17 protein-coding genes and 2 pseudogenes are annotated in these 19,519 nt (G+C 61.5%); 2 read left to right on the top strand and 17 right to left on the bottom strand.

The window, feature by feature from the left end; genetic code table 11:
• Positions 1-27: 27 nt before the first annotated feature.
• The gene (gene ligD / locus ACTJLB_RS06530) at positions 28-2,535 is read right to left on the bottom strand and encodes a DNA ligase D (RefSeq protein ID WP_440782810.1); all 2,508 of its coding nucleotides are present in this window, start codon (positions 2,533-2,535) and stop codon (positions 28-30) included.
• Positions 2,536-2,684: 149 nt separating this feature from the next.
• Positions 2,685-2,898 (bottom strand): annotated as a pseudogene (locus tag ACTJLB_RS06525) (hypothetical protein); the annotation flags it as partial.
• Between the two features lie 704 nt (positions 2,899-3,602).
• Between ACTJLB_RS06525 and ACTJLB_RS06520 the strand changes: the two are divergent.
• A complete protein-coding gene (locus ACTJLB_RS06520; protein ID WP_087754633.1) occupies positions 3,603-3,821 on the top strand; it encodes a hypothetical protein in 219 nt (72 codons plus the stop codon).
• A 333-nt stretch (positions 3,822-4,154) separates the two neighbouring features.
• Here ACTJLB_RS06520 and scpA read toward each other — a convergent pair whose 3' ends face one another.
• The 11 genes and pseudogenes from scpA to ACTJLB_RS06465 form a co-directional block, all read right to left on the bottom strand.
• On the bottom strand, positions 4,155-6,266 hold the full coding sequence (gene scpA, locus ACTJLB_RS06515) for a methylmalonyl-CoA mutase (protein WP_440782809.1): 2,112 nt from the start codon (positions 6,264-6,266) through the stop codon (positions 4,155-4,157).
• Positions 6,263-7,078, bottom strand: a complete 816-nt coding sequence (locus tag ACTJLB_RS06510; RefSeq protein WP_440782848.1) for a Pnap_2097 family protein — start codon at positions 7,076-7,078, stop codon at positions 6,263-6,265. The genes scpA and ACTJLB_RS06510 overlap by 4 nt, the downstream gene beginning before the upstream one ends.
• Positions 7,079-7,080: 2 nt before the next feature.
• Positions 7,081-8,373, bottom strand: a complete 1,293-nt coding sequence (locus ACTJLB_RS06505) for an MSMEG_0569 family flavin-dependent oxidoreductase (protein WP_440782808.1) — start codon at positions 8,371-8,373, stop codon at positions 7,081-7,083.
• Positions 8,374-8,395: 22 nt separating this feature from the next.
• Positions 8,396-8,680, bottom strand: a complete 285-nt coding sequence (locus tag ACTJLB_RS06500) for an MSMEG_0570 family nitrogen starvation response protein (protein WP_020066059.1) — start codon at positions 8,678-8,680, stop codon at positions 8,396-8,398.
• A 23-nt stretch (positions 8,681-8,703) separates the two neighbouring features.
• On the bottom strand, positions 8,704-9,876 hold the full coding sequence (locus ACTJLB_RS06495) for an MSMEG_0565 family glycosyltransferase (RefSeq protein ID WP_440782806.1): 1,173 nt from the start codon (positions 9,874-9,876) through the stop codon (positions 8,704-8,706).
• Positions 9,873-10,859 (bottom strand): sll0787 family AIR synthase-like protein, encoded by a 987-nt coding sequence (locus tag ACTJLB_RS06490; RefSeq protein WP_440782804.1) that lies wholly within the window; start codon positions 10,857-10,859, stop codon positions 9,873-9,875. Before ACTJLB_RS06490 ends, ACTJLB_RS06495 begins: the two co-directional genes overlap by 4 nt.
• Positions 10,856-11,419 (bottom strand): MSMEG_0567/Sll0786 family nitrogen starvation N-acetyltransferase, encoded by a 564-nt coding sequence (locus ACTJLB_RS06485; RefSeq protein WP_088174440.1) that lies wholly within the window; start codon positions 11,417-11,419, stop codon positions 10,856-10,858. Before ACTJLB_RS06485 ends, ACTJLB_RS06490 begins: the two co-directional genes overlap by 4 nt.
• 2 nt (positions 11,420-11,421) lie before the next feature.
• Positions 11,422-12,553, bottom strand: a pseudogene (locus ACTJLB_RS06480) (MSMEG_0568 family radical SAM protein).
• A complete protein-coding gene (locus ACTJLB_RS06475; protein ID WP_088174890.1) occupies positions 12,522-13,538 on the bottom strand; it encodes a Nit6803 family nitrilase in 1,017 nt (338 codons plus the stop codon). Before ACTJLB_RS06475 ends, ACTJLB_RS06480 begins: the two are co-directional and overlap by 32 nt.
• An 18-nt stretch (positions 13,539-13,556) precedes the next feature.
• Positions 13,557-14,039, bottom strand: coding sequence for an MSMEG_0572/Sll0783 family nitrogen starvation response protein (locus tag ACTJLB_RS06470; protein ID WP_012403844.1), 483 nt, complete (start codon positions 14,037-14,039; stop codon positions 13,557-13,559).
• A 121-nt stretch (positions 14,040-14,160) separates the two neighbouring features.
• Entirely contained in the window at positions 14,161-14,406 is a 246-nt protein-coding gene (locus ACTJLB_RS06465; protein WP_440782802.1) for a hypothetical protein, read from the bottom strand.
• Between the two features lie 38 nt (positions 14,407-14,444).
• On the opposite strand from ACTJLB_RS06465, the gene ACTJLB_RS06460 reads away from it, so the two are divergent.
• Complete coding sequence (locus ACTJLB_RS06460) at positions 14,445-15,836, top strand: PLP-dependent aminotransferase family protein (protein ID WP_440782801.1); 1,392 nt, start codon at positions 14,445-14,447, stop codon at positions 15,834-15,836.
• 240 nt (positions 15,837-16,076) lie between these two features.
• Here the strand turns inward: ACTJLB_RS06460 and ACTJLB_RS06455 are convergent, their stop codons facing one another.
• From ACTJLB_RS06455 to ACTJLB_RS06440, 4 genes are all read right to left on the bottom strand, one after another.
• Positions 16,077-17,147 carry an SDR family oxidoreductase gene (locus ACTJLB_RS06455; protein ID WP_440782800.1) on the bottom strand — a complete coding sequence of 357 codons (1,071 nt, stop codon included), beginning with the start codon at positions 17,145-17,147 and terminating at the stop codon, positions 16,077-16,079.
• 105 nt (positions 17,148-17,252) lie between these two features.
• Complete coding sequence (locus ACTJLB_RS06450; protein WP_204520856.1) at positions 17,253-18,347, bottom strand: maleylacetate reductase; 1,095 nt, start codon at positions 18,345-18,347, stop codon at positions 17,253-17,255.
• The gene (locus ACTJLB_RS06445) at positions 18,344-19,204 is read right to left on the bottom strand and encodes an intradiol ring-cleavage dioxygenase (protein ID WP_440782799.1); all 861 of its coding nucleotides are present in this window, start codon (positions 19,202-19,204) and stop codon (positions 18,344-18,346) included. Before ACTJLB_RS06445 ends, ACTJLB_RS06450 begins: the two co-directional genes overlap by 4 nt.
• A gap of 27 nt (positions 19,205-19,231) precedes the next feature.
• Positions 19,232-19,516: a YciI family protein gene (locus tag ACTJLB_RS06440; protein WP_408128156.1), complete on the bottom strand. Its 285-nt coding sequence runs from the start codon at positions 19,514-19,516 to the stop codon at positions 19,232-19,234.
• Positions 19,517-19,519: the final 3 nt, after the last annotated feature.

The raw sequence follows: 19,519 nt of genomic DNA, 5'->3' as shown, positions 1-19,519 counted from the left end.
GCGCCAGCCGTTTGCATCCCAGGCAATTCATCGCAGGCGCTTTATCGCCGACGCCAGCGACTGTCTCGCCGACCAGTAAGCTTCCCATGGGTCTCGCGTCTGAAAGCTAAGATACTCCCTCGCCGTTTGCACCGTCCACTGTGCACCGCTTTTGAGGTCAGACAGTTGTTCCCATGACACGGGCATCGAAACGCCCATTCCTGGCCGCGCCCGCGCGGAGAAGGCGGCGGCAGTGGTTTGCGCCTTGCCATTGCGCAGGTAGTCGACATAGATTTTGCCGATTCGGTTGGCTGCCCCTGATGTTGCGGAAAAGCGGTCAGGAATCGTTTTTGCCAGATGTCTGACGAACGCCTGCGAGAACGACTTGACGGATTTGTAGTCGAGTCTGGGCGCGAGCGGAACGACGACGTGCAGCCCTTTACCGCCGCTCGTCTTCAACCAAGCTTGCAGGTCAAGCTCCTCAAGCAACGCCCGCGTAAGAAGCGCGGCCTCCTGAACCTGCTTCCACTTCACTCCCTCGCCAGGGTCGAGGTCGAAGATGACCCTGTCCGGTGTATCAATGTGCTGGGTCGTTGAATTCCACGTGTGAAATTCAACGACATTCATCTGCGCTGCCGACAGGAGCGCGTCTGCCGTATCGACCGTGAGCACGGGCGGATGATTCATCCACAGATTGCGGTCGTGCGCCTTTAGTCCGGGCATAGCGGTCTTTTCCGCGTGCTTCTGGAAAAACATCTGACCGGCTATACCCGCCGGCGCGCGAACCATTGCAATCGGCCGGTCTACAAGGTGCGGCAGCATCCACTCGGCGACGCTTTCGTAGTACCTGACGAGTTCGAGTTTGCTGACGCCACTCGCAGGATCAACGACCCGCTCGGGATGCGTGACCTTTACCTGCGAGACAGGAGCTGGCTTCAGCGGTTCGCCGGTTTCACGCACTACGCGGTGCGCGGACTTATCGACACGCAAGCCCTTGAAGGAAGCCTGCCGGACAACGCCTTCGCCTGTCCACTCCGCAAACTCAACCTCGGCAACCAGCTCTGGATGTACCCAACGTTCAGCGCCGGCGGCACGCCTGGACCAGCGGCCTGGCTTTGATACGGCGACGTCGAACGGGCTCGTCTCCCGTTCCAGAGGAAGCAGTCGCTGCCAGAGGTCCCGGCCTGTTCGAGCGTTCCAGCCAGTGCCCACGCTACCCGCGTCGTGAAGCTTTTTGCCTGCGTAGTAGCCAAGCAGCAAACTGCCGACTTCGCCTTCCTTACCGCCCCTGGCGGTGAAGCCACACACAACGAACTCCTGCCTCAACCGGCATTTCGCTTTCAGCCAGGCTTCGGTCCGTCCGGACTCATATCGGGCGTCGCGACGCTTCAGCATCAAGCCCTCGAGTCCGAGTCCCGCTGCGGCTTCAAACATCTGCACGATTGGTGCGTCAAAATCCTGGCTGAAGCGTATGCGGTCGCTATCCTTCTCAAGAAGCTGTGCCAGTCGCGCGCGCCTCGCCCATAGTGGGACGCCCGTCAGGTCATTCCCGTCACAGTACGGCAGGTCGAACAGGAAATAGACGATTTCGTCATTCGCTGCGCCATCTATCGCAGTCTGTAAAGCGCCGAAATCCGGCAGCCCGTCCCTGAGCACGACTATCTCCCCGTCCAGCCATCCACTGGAGAGGGGGAGCTTCGCGACTTCAGTCGCCAGCGTCGCGAGTTTCTTCGTCCAGTCGTGGCCGCCGCTTGTGAATAACCGTACGCGCCCCTTGTCGACCCGGGCGAGCATCCGGTAACCATCCAGCTTGGATTCGATTATCCAGTCGCCGGTTGCAGGTAGCGACGAGGCCAGGGTCGCGCGCTGCGGTTCGAGTTTTGCGGGTAGCGGCGCGCGGACTGCGGCCGACAGGTCTATCGCCGGCGGAGTGACCGGCGCGGGCCGGGATACTTTTGGCTCACGCTCTTCGATGAGGCCTAGCGGTTTTGTCGTGACGCTGTCGGGCAGCGCCTTAATGACGTCATACTCGGCTAACGGCTGAGCCCACTCGTCGCGCTTCTTGAACAGCATCCACTGGTCCTGGCTGTCCTCCGGCTTGGATATGCGCACAAGCTCCCATAGGCCGGCCAGCTTTTCGCCATGGAGGCGGAAGACCAGCTTGCCGGCCTTCATTGCCTTTCGAGGGTCCCCGACAGGCTCCCACGTCCCACGGTCCCACACAATCACCGTACCGGCGCCGTACTGCCTGGGCGGGATTGTCCCTTCGAAGGTTGCATATTCGACCGGATGGTCCTCCACGTGGACGGCCATTCTCTTCTCTTTCGGGTCGTAGCACGGGCCCTTGGGTACCGCCCAGGATAGCAGCACACCGTCAAGCTCGAGACGGAAGTCATAGTGAAGACGGCTAGCCCAATGCTTCTGCACGACGAAGCTTAGACGCGCTGGCTGGCGCGTTGCCCGCTTCGCAGGCGCCGGTTCGGGCGTATGCGCGAAGTCTCGCATCTTCCCGTAACGGCTTAGAGCTGGAGATTGCGAACCGCGTGCTGTAGCCATTGAGCAGTGTAATCAGGAGCCGCGTTATGGACGATGCCCGACTACCCTGTCGGGCGCACACTGCATCTCGCGCGGGGATGTACCCGACGCGAAAGCCCGCGACTGACCGCATGTTCGACGTCGGGTTGCCAGGGTGAGCGCAGCAAACTTCGAGCTTCTGTGCTCTGGAGCTCTCCATGCTTGTGGGAATGCATTGCCGCGTACTTCAGTTCGAAGTGCGCGCCCTTGCCGCTACGTGTTGGTAGAAAGTGATAACCCTCGACGCACGTCACCTCGAACGTGTGTTTGCCATCGTCATGCACCACTGAGTAGACGCCTGAGATTCACTATTTTGCCCTGCTTGTAGGAATTGTCGCCTGCCATCGTGACTGCTTACGTGGTGGTAGAGACACTACGGACAGCAAACGACGTTCCGACCTCCTTGCCACCGCATGTCGCAACGCATGGCAGACGACATTGCGCGAAAACCTGTATGGATGTACAGTATCGGACGGGTATTTCGTGACGTCGAACCGCCAAGTTTTCCGGAGCAAAGAAGCAGTCGTTGGGTGTGGACCAAGCGGCGAGCCTTTCCATGCTGGAAATTGCGACGTTTGAGGCGAAGGGTTAGTCGGCGCTGGGCGAGCTCGCGTCGTTGGGCCAGTGAGTCCGCTGCCTTCGAATGCTTGGGGCGCGTTAGCGAAACCATTCCGGAGGCCACTAGGCAAGGGGGAAAGCGTGCGAAGACTTGGACTTGCGTTGTTGACGGCGGCGCTCGCGCCGACTGCATTCGGAGCCGGCACATATTCGGAAGTCTGGAATCCGCCGGAGGCGCGCGGGACTGCGCCACATAGGGCGACTGCCCTGCACAAGCTCGCCGTGCGGCGGCACGTGGCTTTGCATCCAAAGAAGGTGAATTCAAGGCCCACATCGGCGCCTGCATCAAAGCTCGTCGCGAAACAGGGCAATGTGCAAAGGACTTTGCCTAAAGACGCACCGGACATGTCCGAAATTCCGCGGCAGGTCACACCGGAAGGCAACGTCCTTCGCGTGAGAGGCCACGCACTATCCGCTCGCGTCGTCCGCTAATGCAATCGCAGAGCTACCACGGGTATCAAGTGTGGGGACACTCAATCGTCGAGCTCGAGGGCCAGTTGCAGACGGAACGTTATGCGGCGAGCGGAACCATCACCCTTCGCGGCAAGCTTGTCCATGCTTCAGGTGTCCTTGGCCACTTTGAAAGTGAGGTGGACGCTGAGCTCGCAGGGTTGGATTGGGCTCGCGCATGGGTCGATGCTCATAGCTAGAGCACATCGACTGTGCAGCAAGACAGCCCGCAATACTGCCATCGCGGGGTTGCCGTTGAATATGTGAACCTCTGGTGGGACAACAACCTGAAGGTAACCTACCTCTTCCAGCACCACATACGACCGCAGCGAGAATCACCGTCTTCGTTGCCCCGCAAAGCCATCGCTCGTTCTTCTAACGTGCGCGAAGTCGACGGCGCGCCTCACGCCGACTTACCCTTCGACGTGCGCGCGCAGGATTGGACCAAGGTTGTCCTCTACCACCAGACTTCGCGCACTGCGCGGCGATCCTGGTGCTGTAACCATCGCTCCCGAACAGCAGTTCGCGACTCGTTAAGCACTCTCGTGTAACGGATGGTCACGTTCGACGCATTTTTCTGCAGACGCTACAGCTATCGCAGCCAGAAGCGTTACGATTTTTTTGATCGGCGTGCCTGCCGGAAAGCAGGCCGCCACTCCGGTGCGTTGAAGGACCAGTTGACTCGCCTGGTCGATGATCCCGCCCACCACGATGGGTATCCGCAGACCGCGTCCAGTCAGTTGATCACGCAAGGCGGTAATCAGATCGTTTTGTGCGCCCGCGAGAGAGGACACGCCGATAACGTCAGCCCGCTCGCCTTCAGCCAATTGGACGGTATCGGAAGGTGATGCGAACATCGATCCCGTGGAAACCGCGAAGCCCGCATCGCTTAATGCCGCTGCGATAATGCGCGCGCCCCGGTCATGTCCGTCTTGTCCCAGCTTTGCAATCAACACGCGTGGCGCACGGCCCAGGCGCTTCGTTGCGTCGGCCACCGCGCAGCATGTGTCCTGCCAGTCCTTGTCGCTTTCGAGGTTTGCGCCGTAGTGGTCGCGCAGTAGCGGCAAGCCGATATGATATCTGGGCCATACGGCTTCCAGTGCCTGCGTGCACTCGCCGACGGTTGCGCGCGCTCGCATGCATGCCACCGTCAGTTCAAGAAGGTTTCCGTCTCTGCCCCGGGCGGCCCGCGTCAGCGCATCCAGCGTGTCGCGTACTCTCGTTGGATCACGCCTCGCCTTGATGTGAGCAAGCCTTTGCGTTTGCAGCACGCGCACCCGCCGGCCATCGACAGTCTGTGGCTCTCCAAGGTCTTCATCGCATCCCGTCATGAAATCGTTGACGCCCACAACCGTGCGTTTTCCCGACTCGATTTCCGCTTGGATATTCAAAGCCGATCTGTGGATCTGGTTCCGAACCCACCCCGATTCGACGACATCAACCACGCCACCACGGCGCTCGATTTCTGCCATCATCGTTAGCGCCTTTTTACAGATCTCCGCGGTGAGGTTCTCCATCATGTACGAACCGGCCCACGGATCGACCACATCGCATACGTCGGTTTCGTGCTGCAGCACCAGTTGCGTGTCGCGAGCGAGCCTCGACGCTTCTGCACAGGGAAGCGAAAGCGCTTCGTCGTAGCCGTTAGTGTGCAGCGATTGCGTTCCGCCGAACACGGCAGCCAACGCCTCGACCGTCGTGCGCATGACGTTGTTCATCGGTTTCTGCGCCGTTAGCGACCATCCCGATGTCTGACAGTGCATCCGCAGTGCACGCGCCCTATCCGACGTTGCGCCGCTTGCCGAGGCAATATCCGCCCACAGAATTCGTGCCGCTCTCAGCTTCGCGATTTCGACGTAGAAGTCCATACCGACGCCGAAGAAGAAGCTCATCCGCTGACAGACATCATCGGCCAGCATCCCGCGACCTGCGAGGGCCGTTATGTAGTTGCGCGCATTCGCCATTGTCAGCGCAAGTTCAAGCACAGGGTCCGCACCTGCTTCCTGAAAGTGATATCCCGACACCGAAAGTGCATTGAATCGAGGCACGTTTTTGCCGAGATACTCGACAACGTCGGCGGCGATACGCAATGAAGGCTCAGGGGCGAAGATGCTCGTGTTCCGCACCATAAACTCTTTCAGGATGTCGTTCTGGATCGTTCCCCTCAGTTGCGAGGCGCCAACGCCGCTTTCCTCCGCCGCGACGATGAAAGCAGCCAGCACAGGAAGGACCGCCCCGTTCATTGTCATCGACACAGACACGCGGTCGAGTGCAATGTCTTCGAAGAGGCGAGTCATGTCCTCCACTGTATCGATTGCGACACCCGTCATGCCGACGTCCGCGCTCACAGCCGGGTCGTCTGAATCGTAGCCGCGCTGGGTCGGCAGATCAAAGGCGACAGAGAGCCCCTGTGCGCCTTCCGCCAGCGCGGTGCGAAACGCGAGGTTCGTATCGGAGGCCTGCGCGTACCCCGCGTATTGGCGTATCGTCCACGGTTTTTGCGTATACATCGACGCGAATGGACCGCGCACGAACGGCGCCTCGCCGGGCATGCTGTCGATATGCGCGATGCCTTCAATATCCGCGCGCGTATAGACGCGCTTGAGCTTCACGCGATCTGACCGACGCCGCCGTTGCGTGTTCATCGATGCCTCCAGCGTTTTTCCGTCGTGACGTCGGCGATTTTCGCGCCGTCGCTGCTGCGCCGCACTTCCGTCCAGTGCCGGATGCCCTGCCCGTCTTCCGCCTGTCCGACCATATGCACGGTCAACGTATCGCCCACGTCGACGTTGCCGTAATAGAACAGCGAACGGCTCGAGACGACAGGCGGCTCGCCGAAGCGCCCCCATTGCCACTCGGCGCGATCGATAAAGGCCTGAAAGCTCGCGAAGTACAGGAAGTCAGCGCCGTTGAAATCGCTATTCGGGCACGGGAAGAACTCGATCGGCTCGCGCGTGGCAGGCCCGAGGCCGGGAACTGCGTCACGGTCGTCTGCTCGAAGTCGTTTGCCAATCTGCGTCATGTCCAATGCCTCTTCGGGCATCGGCACGATTTCACCCGTCAGTGAAGCAAGTGCCGCCCGCGCCGCCGAACGATTGCTGCGCGCCTCGCCGCGTGTAACGAACGCAGAGGACATCCCGATCTCCGCGACTGTCAGGTCGTCGCGAACGACATGGTGCGTACTGAAATGGCGCACAGGCCCTGTTCTGCAAAGCGTGCTGCGGATCTCGAACGTATCGTTTTCGGCGATCGAATCGAGACCGCGCGTCTGCAAGCGGATCGCCGTAAAGGCTGCATAAGAGCGGCCGCCGTTGTCGTCACGGAAGTCGGGCTGCGCGCGGCCCGCGTGAGCGGCGAGCGCTTCCCAATGTCGATGGCCGCACTCCTTGAGCAACCAGTTCTCCGACAGTCCCGTGTAGCTCAGTTGCGGCATGCCCGCCCGATAAGGTTGGATCATGCTCACGCCGCGAGGCTCGTCGACGCCTGGTCGAGCGCCACCCGGATCGCGCCGACGACATGCCCGGCATCGCGTGCGATGCCGGAGAAGCGCCCCGATCCCCATGTATGCAGCCACGGCAGTCCGATGAAATACAAGCCCGCTTGCGGCGTGATGCCGCGATTGTGTGCAGGATATCCACGTCCATTGAACACGGGCGCATCGATCCAGCTGAAATCGGGCGTAAAGCCAATGCACCAGATGATCGACGTAATGCCGCTCTGCGCGAGATCCAGCGACGTGCGCTCGCCTTCCGGGCGCCATACCGGTTCATAGGGAGCGCCAGGTGGAGCGTCGATACCCTGCTTGTCGATGAACGCGTCGATGCTCGCGTTGATACGGTTGTAAGTGTCGTCGGCGCTATCAAGATTGCCCCTCAGGTTCGGTGCGAAATGCAGGCAGCCGTCGCGGAGATCGTCGAGCCTGCCGTACAGTTCCATACCTTCAAGCGCGAAGCGTCGCAGATCGATGTCTCTCCCGCCATCGCGGCCCGTCACATAATGGTTCGTGTTGTCGCGCACGCCTTCACGCAGCGGATGCTGGTCGACGGGCATGTCGTAGTACCGCATGTCCGCGAGCCAGTCCACCACGTCGCGGCCACGATAGAAACGCGCGCAACGCGGTGCTTCCCAAACCGCGAGAAACACCTTGCGGCCCGCCAGATGCAGGTCTTCGGCGATCTGCGCACCCGATTGCCCCGAACCCACCACGAGCACGGCACCTTCCGGCAACGCCTGCGGATTGCGGTAATGCGACGACTGCAGTTGCACGATGCCGGCGGGCAGGCGCTCCGCCATGCGCGGCACGATGGGGGTGTGATAGCCACCCGAGGCAACGACGACCTGATCGGCCGTGAAGTCGCCGTTCGACGTCGACACGAAGTAGCCGCCCGACGGCAGGCGCCGGACCTTGCGGACTTCCGTGTGTTCGAGCACGGGTGCATCGACCATCGCAATGAAACCGTCCAGATAAGCGATGATCTCGTCCTTCTTCATGAAGCCGTGCGGATCGTCGCCGCGATACGGATGGCCCGGCAGCGCGCATTGCCAGTTCGGCGTGACGAGGCAGAATGCATCCCAGCGCTGCGAGCGCCACGTATGCGTGACCGTATGCTTTTCGATCACAAGATGATCGATGCCCGCCTCTTTGAGGTAGTAGCTGATCGACAAACCAGCTTGCCCGCCGCCCACCACGATCACCGTGTGGTGCGGGACATCGGTCAGCGCATCGGATGCGACAGTGTTTGCGTTCGACATGATTCGTTCCTGCGTTCGGGATTCAAATTAGTTCGACGACCTTGACTTCCGCGTGCGGGTCGGTGGCAAAGCGCTGCGCAAGTTCTTCGATCTGCGCGAGCTGATCCATCGCCGCCGAGCATGCGAAGCCGTACTTCTCGCGGACGCGTTCGGAGCCGATATGCAACGCCTCGCGCGCCCGTTCGACAAAATCGCCCAGCGCATAGCGTTGACCGGCAACGAAGAACTCGCCGACCACCGTCGAAGGCGAATAACAGTTGGCCTCGCTGCCGTCCGGCCACTGGACCTTGAAGTGCATGACTGGCATCACATTTCCTTTGAATGAGAGATTCACGCACCGAGCGGCTGCATGATGCGCTGCACGTGATTTGCGTACAGCGCGATATGACGACGCGCGCTTTCGCGCCAGCTAAAGCGCGCAAGAAGTTCGGGCACCGCGCGTTCGAAGTCGACGCCGCCGCGTTCGTGCAACGCGCGGCGCAGCGCGTCGCCGATACTTGTCGCGTCATCGGGTTGCGCCCAGCAGCAGACGCGTTCGTCGAGATAGCCGGTGAACGGTTCGATCTGCGAGACGACGACGGGCGTGCCCGCTGCCAGCGCTTCGAGCACGACCAGCCCGAAACCTTCGCGTAAAGACATCATCGATACGACGTCCGCGCGTTGCAACAGCGCCGGAATCGCTGCGTCTTCGAGCGGGCCTGTGACTACGATTGGCTCATGTTTGCCGATACGAAGCCCTACCTGCGCCGCACGCGCGATAAAGCTCTGCGTGTAGGTATCGTGATCGAGCAGGCTCGCGCCGCCTGCGAGTACAAGCTGCGCTTCGGCATGCGTTTGCCGGAGCAACGCGAACGCTTCCAGCAGTTGCAATGTGTTCTTTCGTTCTTCGATGCCGCCTACCGCTAGCACCATCGGTGTGCCGCTCAGGCCGAACTCAGCGCAAACATCCGTGCTGCCGACGTCACGAAAGCGCGCTACGTCCACGCCGTTATTGACCGTTGATGCCGTCACGCCAAACTCGTCGCGCATCTTGCGCGTCCACGTGTCACTGACGCACAGGACCGTGTCGGCATCCGCATAGGCACGTCGTTGCCACGCACTCAGGCGCGGATTATCGAATGCATCGAGATGATGAACCGTGCGCACGAAGCCGCGAATCGATCCCGCTTCGCGCAGGTCCGCGAGCGCGTTGCCGCCGATGCCGTCCTGTGCATGCAGTACGTCAAAGCCCGATGCGCCCTCTTCGAACACCGCCGCTTTCAACGCGTCGATCCGCGTCTGTACCATCATCACCGTATCGTTGCCGTGCGCAGCGGCTGGCGCGAGTACCACACGGCAAGGCGATGCGCGGAACATCGGCGCCCCGCCCACGGACGGCGCGAAGATCGTGACGTCCTGCCCGGCTTCATGCAGCGCCCGCCCCAGTTCGAGCGTATGTACCACGCCGCCGCGAGGATTCACGGAATGCGTGAACAGCGCAATGCGCATTGCCGTGCCGTTCATTTCGGCTCTCCCACCGGCGCGCCGATGAATGCGCTCTCCCTGAAGTTCCACAGCAACGCCGAATCACCTTGCTGCGTGAGCACCACTTCACGCGACGCATCCACGCTGCCGATCGTCGCGCATGCAAGGCCGCGTTGCGCAAAGCAAGCGTGCACCTCATCCACATGTTCATCGCACACAGAGAGCAGAAAGCCGTAGCTCGGAAATGCGCTCAGCCAGCGCTCAAAGTCCACGCCGTCTGGACGCGGGATCGCATCGAGATCGATACGCGCGCCAACACCCGAGCATTCCAGCAGCATCAGCGATGTGCCGAGCGCGCCCGCCATGCTGATATCTTTCGCCGCCTCGCACAGGCCGCTTTCAGCAAGCTGCGGCAGCAGTTCGAGATCATCGCGCAGGCGCTCAGCTGGTGCGCCCACGGAAGCGTTCCAGAAAGGATACGGATCTTCGAAACGGCCGCGCAGATCGACGGCCATCACGAGGCTGTCGCCCGGCCGCGCATTGAAGCTCGACAGCAATGCGCGCGCACGGCCGAGTATCGATACCGCCAGCTGCGGCTCCGCACTACGCGTATTGCTATGCCCGCCAACGACAGGCACACCATACGCGCTCGATGCCGCCGCCATGCCCGCCAGAATCTGTTCCGCCGATTCGAGCCCATCGCTCCACAACGCATCGACAACGGCAAGCGGACGGCCGCCCATCGCATACACGTCGCTGATATTGACCATCACGCTGCTGTAGCCCGCGAACCACGGCATCGTCTCGACGAAATCGCTGACAAGGCCTTCGATCGCCAACAGCAGATAGCCGTCTCCGTCGGCAATCGCCGCGCAATCGTCGCCGACTGCAACGGCTTGCGCGAGATCACGTGTGCCGTTCGGAAGACGCGACGCCAGCGACGCCACCACGCCTGCGATATCCGTCTTATGGCGAAAGCCACGGCTTTCACGCAGACGTTCAACGAGCCCGTGCAAACTCATGAGCGGCCTCGCGATGACGTGACGAAGCCACTTTCCGGCGAAAAACATGGCGGATAGTGCGTGAGGTCCGCTTGCATCAGATGATGCGACCGCCCAAACAACGTTTCTTCCGCAACCGTCTGCCAGTGCAACCGCCTGAACAACGGCACATTCTGGCTCTGCACGTGCGCGAGAAACGTATCGCATCCCAGTGCATGGGCGCTGCTCACAGCGAGACGAATCAGCGTCGAACCGAGCTTGCCATGCGAACGGAACGCCGCATGCACCGCGAGCCGCGAACCAAGCCACGTGCGCGGCTGGGTTTCGTGAATCCGCACCGTGCCGACCACCTGTTCCGGCACGCCCGCAATGCAGCTCAGCGCAACCAGCAGCTTCGCATCACGGTCGATTTCGTCGCGATCGTCGCCGACGAAAATACCTTGTTCGACGCAGAACACCGCGCGCCGCAACGCATACGCTTCCTTGCTCTCCCACGGCAGCGTCGCCCATTTCACGCGGTACTCGGCAGGCGTGAAGGCGAGCGGCAGTGCATCGAGTTCGTCGAATGTCTCGCAGAACATGATCAATCCTCGTACGATGCCAGCGACGAACACGCGCCGCATTTACCGCAACCGGCCTTGATATCGGCGGAACGCATCTGCGCGTCGCGCAGCATTGCGCCGAGCGGCACCAGGATCGACTTCATGAATTCAGGCGAAGGCGCGGGATGATCTTCGAGCGGCGTGCCGCTGATCGGCACGAACGGCACGACGAACGGACACGCCGATATCGATCAGTTCGCGCGAGATCGACAGGATCGCTTCGGGTGTATCGCCGAGACCCGCGAGAATGTACGTGCTGACCTGCCCCGTACCGAACACGGCAACGGCTGCCTTGAACGCTTCCAGATAGCGCGAGATCGGCACACTGGCTTTCCCCGGCATCACGCGCGCGCGCACTTCCGGCGTCACTACTTCGAGATGCATGCCGAGCGTGTCGATACCGCTCGCTTTCATACGCTCGAACCATGCGTCATCGTCAGGCGGTTCGCACTGCGCCTGGATCGGGAGATCGACGGCAGCCTTGATCGCGAATGCGCTTTCGCACAGGATCTGTGCGCCGCGGTCGGACGTGGGCGGCGTGCCGGTAGTGAGCACCATATGCTTGACGCCGTCGAGAAGCACCGCAGCGCGCGCTACTTCCGCAAGCTGCTCCGGCGTCTTGCGCGCAATCGTGCGGCCCGCTGCAAGCGACTGGCCGATCGCGCAGAACTTGCAGGTCTTCTTGCGGCTCTCGTAACGGATGCAGGTTTGCAGCACGGTGGTTGCGAGCACATCGGTGCCGTGCAGCGTCGCGATGTGCGAGTACGGCACACCGTCGAGCGTTTGCAACTGCGTAAAGCGCGGCGCTTTCGGAAAGCTGATGCTGGCGATCGGAATCGTACCGCGCATCAACGCGCTCGCGCCCGCTTCATCCGGCGCGCCCGCGACGAACGGCGAATTCCACGCGGAACTGGTGTGCACGGGCACCATGATCGTGACACCATCCACGGTCACGGCCTTGTGGTCGGACGGACCCGCGCCACCACGACGGCTCGCCGCACCCGCATTCGGATCGACGAGGCGCAGCCCCGCCGATTGCAGCTCCGTGCGCAGCTCCATCATCTGACGCTGCGTACGCGGCTCAGCCGGCGACAGGTTCATGCTGGCATTCATCCTGACCTCCACTCGTGATTTCAGGCGCGGCGTCCGCGCGTTCGAACGACGTCGCCATCGGCGCGACTGGCATCGCCGGGCGATCGTTGATGGCAAGACTCAGTAGTTCGGGCCGCGCATAATGGCCGACGGAATCCATCATGCGTTTGCGCTTCGTGATCAGCGACATGTCGAGATCCGCGACGACCATGCCCTCGCCTTCGCGCAGCGGCTCGGCAAGGTGCTGGCCTTCGGGCGACACGATGGCTGTCATGCAGCCGCCGCGCAGCGCCTTTTGAAGCTTCGGGTCCGTGGTGACGGATTCGATCTGCGCTTCGCTCAGCCAGCCCGTCGAATTGACGACGAAGCAGCCCGATTCGAGCGCGTGATGACGGATCGTGACCTCGATCTGCTCGGCGAAAATCGGACCGACCAGCGAGCCCGGGAACTGGCTGCAATGGATCTCTTCGTGCTGCGTCATCAGTGCATAGCGCGCGAGCGGGTTGTAGTGCTCCCAGCACGCAAGCGCGCCGACTCGCGCGATGCCCGTATGCGCGACTTTCAGCCCCGCTGCATCGCCTTGTCCCCAGATCATCCGTTCATGAAACGTCGGCGTGATCTTGCGGCGCTTCAGCACGAGCCTCCCGTCGACGTCGAACACGAGCTGCGTGTTGTACAGGCTGCCGTGATCGCGCTCGTTCACGCCGAGCACGACCACCATCGAATGACGGCGCGCGCGCTCGCTCACGGCTTTCGTGACGGGACCCGGCACGACCACGGCCTGCTCGTAGAGCCGCATATGCTCGGCGCCCGACGCGACAGGCGGACGCACGAACGAAAAGTACGGGTAGTACGGCACAAAAGTCTCAGGAAAGACGATCAGTTGCACGCCTTTCGCCGCGGCTTCGTCGATGGCGGTACAAACCCGCTCGAGCGTGCCGCCGGGACGCTCGAAGTCGGGCGCAATCTGCACCGCCGCTGCACGGATGATTCGCTGCTCGGACATGATCGGCACCCGGCTCGCTCAGACGGTCCACGTATGGATGATCAGCGCGTTCTCCTTGCGATGGAGAAGCTGCAGGTCCAGCACGTCGAGCGGGTTGATCGGGCGAATGCCTTCGATCAGCGAAGCCTCGCCGTGACCGTACAGCGCCTGCAACGCGAAGCGGCATGCGTACACCTTGCCGCCTTCTTCCATGAACTTGACGAGCTGCTTGTTGAAGTTCAGATGACCGGGGAACGCTTCGTCGCCGAGTGTCGGGAAGCCGCGTTGCAGACCGAGCGTGACGCCAGGACCGTACAGCAGCACGGACGTATCGAAGCCCTTACGCTGCAGACGCGTTGCCTGCAGCAGATTCACGAAGCCGATCGAGCCTTCGAATGCGACGGTATGAAAAGTGACGAGCGCTTTCTCGCCGGGTTCGGCCTTGACGTCAGGAAAGACTTTTTCTTCGTAGTCGACCAGGTAGTCGCCTTTCTGATGCAGAGGTTTGTTGACGGCAGGCATATCGCTCTCCAATAAGTCGCGTAATTGATCGGATTGCTCAACCGGAAATATCCCGATTGGCGAATCACTTAACGCAACGGATATGCCAATTTCCGGCCCGGTTCATGCGATCAACTTCCAATCAATCAAACCGCGACTGTTCGAGCGATCCGAAAAAATCTTTGCGAGCCTTGTCCGGCACGGGGTTTTGGGTATCGGCGACAGATGTGCATGCATCGGTTTCGCCCAACGACGCAGCGCCTTTTGCGTGCGGATGGTGCGCGATACCCCGCAAGCGTGCATTCATCCAATCAATGCGATCAAGTTTCTGATTGAATGAAAACCGATATTTTTTTGCGCGATTCACGTGGTACTTTGAATAAGACATTCACGCTCACGCATTCGCTTTCGCACCGGGAATACAGCATGGACAGTCTCACGCATCATTGGCTCAAGCGGCTCACTGAAAGCCGCAAACCGGCATATCTCGTGATACCGGATCTGATCGAAGAAGATCTGGCGAGCGGCCGATTGCGTCCTCGCGACCGTTTGCCTGGTCTACGTGATCTGGCAGGTGCATTGCAGTTGAATTACACGACCGTCGCGCGCGCCTATGCGGGAGCACGCAAGCGCGGCCTGCTCGATGCACGCGCGGGCAGCGGCACGTTCGTGCGCGGACGCACGCAGACTTTGCCGCTCGCGGGCGGCAGCAGCGTCGAGATGTCGATGAACATGCCGCCCGAGCCGCCCGAGCTTGCGGCACGGCTGCGTGAATCGTCCGCGCATCTGCTCGCCCACACCGATCCTTACCGGCTGCTGCGCTATCAGGATTTTGGCGGCACGCCCGACGATCGCGCGGCTGGACGTGCATGGTTGAAAGAGCGTCTGCCCGAATGCGAAGACGATACGGTGCTGGTGTGCCCCGGCATCCACAGCGCACTCGTGGCGCTGGTATCGCAACTCGCGCGGCCCGGCGAAACGATATGTCTCGACACGCTTGCGTATCCCGGCATCAAGGCGATCGCATCGCAACTCGGCGTACGTTTGCAACCACTGCCGCGTGATGAAGAAGGACCGTTGCCGCATGCATTCGAAGCGCTGTGCAAGACCGGCAAGCCCGGTGCGTTCTACTGCAATCCCACCTTGCAGAATCCGAGCACGCTGACGCTTTCCACTCAGCGGCGTGAAGCGCTCGCCGATGTCGCGTTGCGCTACAGCGTTCCCATCATCGAAGACGACGCATACGGCTGGCTGCCGGCGAACAGGCCGGTTGCGCTGGCATCACTTGCGCCGGAACTGACGTGGTATGTGACGGGGTTTTCGAAGACCTTCGGCGCAGGGCTGCGCGTTGCGTATCTGCGCGCGCCGACAGCGAGGCAGACGCAGCGCGTCGCGGGCGCGTTGCGCGCGACGACCGTCATGCCGAGTCCTTTCACGGTGCTGCTGGCGACGCAATGGGTCAACGACGGCACCGCGCACGAGATGCTTGACGCGATCCGCAAGGAAGCGAACGTGCGTCAGACCATTGCCTCACAGGAACTGGCCGACTGGCATTACGAAGCGCAGTCGGATGGCTTTCATTTGTGGTTGCCGATTCCGCCGCAGTGTGACTGGAGTGCGTCGGAGCTTGCGCTGCAATTGCGCAATCAGGGCGTCGGGGCGGTGGCGGGGGCGGCTTTTTCGACGGACGGCAATCCGCCGAATACGATCCGCGTGTGTCTGGGTGGCCCGCAAGATCGCGAGGGTTGTCGACAGGCACTGCAGGTCACGGCAGAGATGCTACATCACCCGCATCGTCTACGCAGTCCTTTAATGTAAGCCGCTGCGCCGGTGCCTCAAGCTGGTTAACCCAGACAAAAGCCCGAAGCAGATAGCGGCCCTGCACTTGCGTGCTGCGAACCGCCAGTACGCGTGCATAAGTCTGCCTTTCTCGACGGGCGAGCCGACAAAGAGACTGGTCGGCTTTCAAAAAGGTCTCATTGCGGCGGCGCTTCCGGACCGGTCGAATACTTCGGACGACAGACGACAAAGCGGGCCACATGTGCGTCCCGTCAGTTATCACGCGGGGATTATCCGCTGCGCTTTCAGCCGGGCAAACAGATCGAAGAACGCCTCATCGGTCGCCTGAAAGTCCAGGAAACCGGCCTTGCGGCTCTTCGACATATCGGTAAGCACTTCCATCGGACGGCCGAGGTCGGCGTCCGAATGCCACCACGATGCAAGCCTGTCGATGTCGGCCTCCACGAGATCGAAGCGCGCGGCAATCTGCCTCCATTGTGTGCCCGCGTCGCGCATGCGGCCTTCTAGAGGGCGCACTTCTCCGTCAAATGCGACAGCCTCGACGCCAAAATAGTCTGCGATACGGGACCACATCCATTTCCAGCGAAAAACATCGCCGTTGACGATATTGAAATCCTGATTGCGACCCGCTTCCGACGTCGAGGCCCATTCGAGATGCCGGGCGAGAAGACGCGCATCGGTCATGTCGGTCAGGCTGTTCCATTGCGTCGCCGAGCCAGGGAAAACAAAAGGCAGTCCCGCTTGCTTGCAAAGCGTCGCATAGACTGCGAGCGTCGTGCCCATGTTCATCGCGTTGCCAACCGCGAATCCGATGATCGTGTGCGGCCGATGAACGCTCCATGTGAAACCCTGACGCTGTGCCGCGGCGAATACGCGGTCTTCCTGCTCGTAGTAGAAGTTGTCGACGTTCTGACGGCCTTGCTCTTCGCGAAACGGTGTCTGCGGAACGGCGCCTGTCGCATAAGCCTCGAAGGGGCCGAGATAGTGCTTGAGTCCGGTCACCAAGGCAACATGCTCGAGTTTCGACGGCCCGGCTTCGAGCGCATCGAGTACGTTGCTGACCATGGCGCCGTTCACACGGATGTTCTCGAGCTCGGTCGCCTGCCTCGCCCAGGCGGTGAAGAACACGTGAGTTACGTCGAGCGAGTGAAGCGCGGCCCGCACCGACTCCGCCGATGCCAGGTCGGCAACGATCGGCTGAACCGCTGGCGACATTTTTGTGCGGCCGCGAGATAGCCCGTAGACTCCCCAGCCGGCCTCGATCAGCCGATCGGCCAGATTGCTGCCTGCGATGCCGCTGGCCCCGATGATAAGAGCGCGATTTTTCATGAAATGAACGTTACTCGTTGAGATATTCTGGAAACGACTGCCTGCTTCGTGCTTTTGCAGCCGCGTGCGTGAAACTGTGTATCCGTCGGCTATTCAAGCCGGACTTTACGGAGGACCAAACGACGCCATGGTCGGGCGGACGCCTTCGAACGCCATCTGCAATACCTGCCTGATGCCACTTTGGGAAAGTGCGCGGGGATTGAAATACGGCGAGCGCATGGCGATTTCCGCGGCACGGTCGAGATCGCCCTCCTGAATGCCGAGCTCGGCAAGCGAACGGGGCGTTCCCAGGGCCCGGCCGAGATCAAAGAGCGCAGCCACTGGATCGCTCATATCGAGTGCCCGGCGCAGGCGCTGAGCGGCATCGGGCGCCGACGGCAGGTTGAACGCCATGGCGTAGGGCAGGACCACGGCATGCGTCTGCGCGTGCGGCAAATTGAAGGTGCCGCCAAGCGTATGGCACAGCTTGTGATGCAAGGCCATGCCCACATTGCCCAGCACAGTGCCGCAAAGCCACGCACCGTATTGCGTGATTTCTCGAGCGGCCAGATCGTCGGGACGTTCGCATACCGATACCAGGCCTCGCGCAAGACTGCGCACGCCCTCTTCCGCGAACATCGACATGACCGGATTGATGTCCTGCGCGTACAAGCCCTCAGCCGCATGGGCGATGGCGTTCAGTCCGCTAGTGGCGGTCAGTCCCACCGGCAAGCTCAGCGTGAGCGTGGCGTCATAGATCACCGTGCGCGGCAAAACGCGATGACTCTTGCCGGTCTTCTTCTCGCTGCTCGCGGTCAGCCCGTAGATGGGGGTGACCTCGGAACCCGCGTAAGTCGTGGGGATCGCGACGATCGGCAAGCTCGTCTCCAGCGCGATTGCCTTCGCCAAGCCCAGTGTGGAGCCGCCTCCTGCCGCGACCAGTCCATCGGCTCCGGCATCGCGGGCCGCCTCGACACCGGCTTCGGCGGTTTCGACCGGCACGTGCATGACTGCCCGATCGAATATCGCATGGCAGCGTCCTCCGCCCAGCTCGCGCACGCGCTCGGCTAGCGCGCATTGCTCCGGCGTCGAAAGCACGAGCGCGCGCCGGATGCCGAGTTCGTCGAGTTCGTCACTGAGCCGCGCGAGCGAGCCCGCGCCGAAAACAATGCGGGTTGCGCGGGTGGAATAGATGAATGGCGTCGCGATGCTCGGTGTCATGATGAACGGTTCAGGACAAAGTCAAAAGCGAGCGTGCTGAACGGCGACTGCATGCGCGTGCCGTCGGGCGCCACGCCCTCTTCATGGTGAATCCAGTCTGCAATTAGCGACGAGCGCACGCCGAACACGGCGTCGGAATCGAGGTAGCGGTCACCATCGCGAAACACATGGGTCACGAGCCGCTCATAGCCGGGCGCGGTGATCATGAAGTGCAGATGAGCGGGCCGCCACGGGTGGCGCCCAAGCGCGGCCAGCAGCTTGCCTACGGGTCCGTCGTGCGGAATCGGATAAGGCTCCGCCACGATCGAGCGAAAGTGATAGGAACCATCGGGCAAGCTGTGCAGCACTGCCCGCGCCCGGTGCGTATCGCCTTGGTACTGAACATCGTAGAAGCCAGCCGAATCTGCCTGCCAGACCTCGATCCGCGCATTCGGCACAGCTTCGCCCTCGAGCCCCATGATGCGGCCTGAGACGAAGCATGGCTCGCCGCCGGCACCGTTGGCAATGTCGTCGCCATTGCGATGCACTGGCGCTCCGCCGACGAAAAACGGCCCAAAGACCGTGGCCTCGGTGCATCCGGCGGGCTTCCTGTTCGCCATTGCGGTGACGAGCATTGAGAGTCCGAGCGTGTCGGAGAGCAGAATGAACTCCTGACGATTGCCGTCCGTGATATGACCGACCTCAGTCAGGAAGCGGATACCCGCTTCCCACTCCTCTTCGGTCAGCTGCACCTCGCGCGCGAAATCATGAAGATGCCGGACGAGACTCGTCATAACCGCCCTCAGACGGACATTGGACGCCCCTTCGTGGCGCCTGAGTACCGCATCAGTGATGGTGTTTTCGTCGAGATTACGCATGGCGATTTATCGGTCGTGAAGCATGGATCAGCGGTTGTCGACGCGCTTGAGAAACGGGCGGATGTCGACGCTCTTCCAGATGCCGGCCTCGTTGAACGGATCGTTCGCGTTGAAGCGGACAACCTGGCCGATGTCGTCGGCTTCATAGAGGAAGAAGCTGCCGATCATCGTCTTCTCGTCCGCCGCAAGCAGCGGGCCGGACATCACCATTTTGACCGGCGCAGTCGCGAGATAGGCTTTGTGGGCGTCGTAGTGGGACAGGCGGCGTTCCACCATGCCGTCATGGTCAAGGCAATAAACGGTGTAATGCATATG

It is taken from the genome of Paraburkholderia sp. 22098, from assembly GCF_052045935.1.
Taxonomy (GTDB): domain Bacteria; phylum Pseudomonadota; class Gammaproteobacteria; order Burkholderiales; family Burkholderiaceae; genus Paraburkholderia; species Paraburkholderia caledonica.
The sequence above is the reverse complement of the archived record's forward strand: the minus strand, read 5'-3'. Positions and strand labels throughout refer to the sequence as shown.

Excerpts from the sequence above, each read along its gene's own strand:
- ligD (WP_440782810.1), bottom strand. The coding sequence starts at position 2,535 with ATGGCTACAGCACGCGGTTCGCAATCTCCAGCTCTAAGCCGTTACGGG.
- ACTJLB_RS06520 (WP_087754633.1), top strand. The coding sequence starts at position 3,603 with ATGCAATCGCAGAGCTACCACGGGTATCAAGTGTGGGGACACTCAATC.
- scpA (WP_440782809.1), bottom strand. The coding sequence starts at position 6,266 with ATGAACACGCAACGGCGGCGTCGGTCAGATCGCGTGAAGCTCAAGCGC.
- ACTJLB_RS06510 (WP_440782848.1), bottom strand. The coding sequence starts at position 7,078 with ATGATCCAACCTTATCGGGCGGGCATGCCGCAACTGAGCTACACGGGA.
- ACTJLB_RS06505 (WP_440782808.1), bottom strand. The coding sequence starts at position 8,373 with ATGTCGAACGCAAACACTGTCGCATCCGATGCGCTGACCGATGTCCCG.
- ACTJLB_RS06500 (WP_020066059.1), bottom strand. The coding sequence starts at position 8,680 with ATGCCAGTCATGCACTTCAAGGTCCAGTGGCCGGACGGCAGCGAGGCC.
- ACTJLB_RS06495 (WP_440782806.1), bottom strand. The coding sequence starts at position 9,876 with ATGAACGGCACGGCAATGCGCATTGCGCTGTTCACGCATTCCGTGAAT.
- ACTJLB_RS06490 (WP_440782804.1), bottom strand. The coding sequence starts at position 10,859 with ATGAGTTTGCACGGGCTCGTTGAACGTCTGCGTGAAAGCCGTGGCTTT.
- ACTJLB_RS06485 (WP_088174440.1), bottom strand. The coding sequence starts at position 11,419 with ATGTTCTGCGAGACATTCGACGAACTCGATGCACTGCCGCTCGCCTTC.
- ACTJLB_RS06475 (WP_088174890.1), bottom strand. The coding sequence starts at position 13,538 with ATGTCCGAGCAGCGAATCATCCGTGCAGCGGCGGTGCAGATTGCGCCC.
- ACTJLB_RS06470 (WP_012403844.1), bottom strand. The coding sequence starts at position 14,039 with ATGCCTGCCGTCAACAAACCTCTGCATCAGAAAGGCGACTACCTGGTC.
- ACTJLB_RS06465 (WP_440782802.1), bottom strand. The coding sequence starts at position 14,406 with ATGTCTTATTCAAAGTACCACGTGAATCGCGCAAAAAAATATCGGTTT.
- ACTJLB_RS06460 (WP_440782801.1), top strand. The coding sequence starts at position 14,445 with ATGGACAGTCTCACGCATCATTGGCTCAAGCGGCTCACTGAAAGCCGC.
- ACTJLB_RS06455 (WP_440782800.1), bottom strand. The coding sequence starts at position 17,147 with ATGAAAAATCGCGCTCTTATCATCGGGGCCAGCGGCATCGCAGGCAGC.
- ACTJLB_RS06450 (WP_204520856.1), bottom strand. The coding sequence starts at position 18,347 with ATGACACCGAGCATCGCGACGCCATTCATCTATTCCACCCGCGCAACC.
- ACTJLB_RS06445 (WP_440782799.1), bottom strand. The coding sequence starts at position 19,204 with ATGCGTAATCTCGACGAAAACACCATCACTGATGCGGTACTCAGGCGC.
- ACTJLB_RS06440 (WP_408128156.1), bottom strand. The coding sequence starts at position 19,516 with ATGCATTACACCGTTTATTGCCTTGACCATGACGGCATGGTGGAACGC.